Genomic DNA, 1,688 nt, shown 5'->3' with positions numbered 1-1,688 from the left:
CTTGAGCAGGGTCGACTTGCCGGAGCCGGACGGGCCGATGACCGCGATCAGCGACTTCTCCGGGACACCGAAGGAGACGTCCTTGAGGATCTGCTTGCCGCCGTCGACCGTGACGGTCAGATGGCGGGCGGAGAAGGACACCTCACCGGTGTCGACGAACTCCTCGAGCCGGTCGCCGACGATCCGGAACGTCGAGTGGCCGACGCCCACGATGTCGGTGGGGCCGAGCAGTTGCGAGCCGCCCTTGGCGATCGGCTGGCCGTTGACGTACGTGCCGTTGTGCGAGCCCAGGTCGCGGATCTCCATGCGGCCGTCGGGCGTCGAGTGGAACTCGGCGTGGTTGCGGGACACCTGGAGGTCGGAGACGACCAGGTCGTTCTCCAGGGCACGGCCGATGCGCATCACGCGGCCGAACGAGAACTGGTGGAACGTGGTGGGGCTGCGGTCGCCGTAGACCGGCGGCGCCCCCGCGCCACCACCGGGGCCCTGCTGCGGCGGGATGTGCGGCACGGACGGCTGCGGCGCCGCGTGCTGCTGCCAGCCCGCCTGCGCGGCGGGCTGCTGCGGCGGTACCTGCTGCTGCGGCACCTGCTGGGCCCAGCCCGGGGTCGCCCCCTGGGCCGCGTACGGCTGCTGCGGCGCGGCGGCCGGGGCCGCGACGCCGGACAGCGTCACCCGGGGCCCGTCGTTGGCGTTGCCCAGGTTCAGCGCCGTGTCGGAGCTGCACTCCAGGTGGTGGATCCGCTGTCCCTGCACGAACGTGCCGTTGGTGCTGCCGTGGTCCTCGACGACCCAACTGCGGCCGTTGAAGCTGATCGTGGCGTGGCGCCAGGAGACCCTGGCGTCCTCCAGCACGACGTCCCCCTGCGGATCGCGTCCGAGGGTGTAGGACCTCGACGGATCGAGCGTCCAGGTCCGTCCGTTTGATTCCAGTACGAGTTCCGGCACTCCATGCCCCACTGAGTTGTCCCCCGAATTTCCCCCGTCGCAGGGAGTCTAGGGATGTCGAACATCGGGGGGAACTATTTCAGGCTCGGTCCGCCGACCGGAAGCCGGGCCTTGTCACGACCGCGCACCAACGCATCCACCGTCTCCGCCCCCGGGGTTGAAATCGGCCCGGAGAGTGGTAAACCACGCGAGGGGGACGGACGCGGCCGCCGCGCCGCGGATCGGGGGGTCTGCCATGGGTGCTGCCACGAGCGCCGGAGCCGCGGAGCGCGGTACGCGCACGCCGTGGGCGGATGTCGTCATGTCCGCGGTCGCCGCGGTGAGCTGGGCCCTGATCGGGATGGCGGGGACCGCCGCGCTCGGGCTGCACCTGCTGGACGCGGACTCGGCGGGTTCCCTGGGCACGATGACGGCGGCGGTGGTGGCGCTGGGAGCGGGGGGATCGGTCACGCCGTCCGGTGACGTGTCCGCCTTCGGGCTGTTCGGGGCGGAGGCCGACACGGCCGTCGACGTCACGCCGCTGGGCGTGAGCCTGGTGGGCGCGCTGCTGCTGGCGTACTTCTTCCTGCGGTCGCTGCGGGCGGCCGGGACCGTGGTCCGCGGGAGCGAACTCCTCGCGCGCGCGGGCACCGTGGTGGCGCTGTCCGTCGCGATGGCGGGCGGGCTGGCCTGGGCCGGGCACGACGTCGTCACCCTCGACGGCGGCTCGCTGGGGCTGGACGGCCTGCCGGGCGGGGGCG

2 protein-coding genes are annotated in these 1,688 nt (G+C 72.6%); one reads left to right on the top strand and one right to left on the bottom strand.

The window, feature by feature from the left end; genetic code table 11:
• On the bottom strand, positions 1-948 hold a 948-nt coding region (locus B7L92_RS38160), incomplete at its 3' end, for an FHA domain-containing protein (protein ID WP_174704090.1).
• A 235-nt stretch (positions 949-1,183) separates the two neighbouring features.
• Here B7L92_RS38160 and B7L92_RS38155 point away from each other — a divergent pair.
• On the top strand, positions 1,184-1,688 hold a 505-nt coding region (locus tag B7L92_RS38155), incomplete at its 3' end, for a streptophobe family protein (protein WP_218030502.1).

It is taken from the genome of Streptomyces viridosporus (assembly GCF_002078235.1).
GTDB classification, from domain to species: domain Bacteria; phylum Actinomycetota; class Actinomycetes; order Streptomycetales; family Streptomycetaceae; genus Streptomyces; species Streptomyces viridosporus.
The sequence above is the reverse complement of the archived record's forward strand: the minus strand, read 5'-3'. Positions and strand labels throughout refer to the sequence as shown.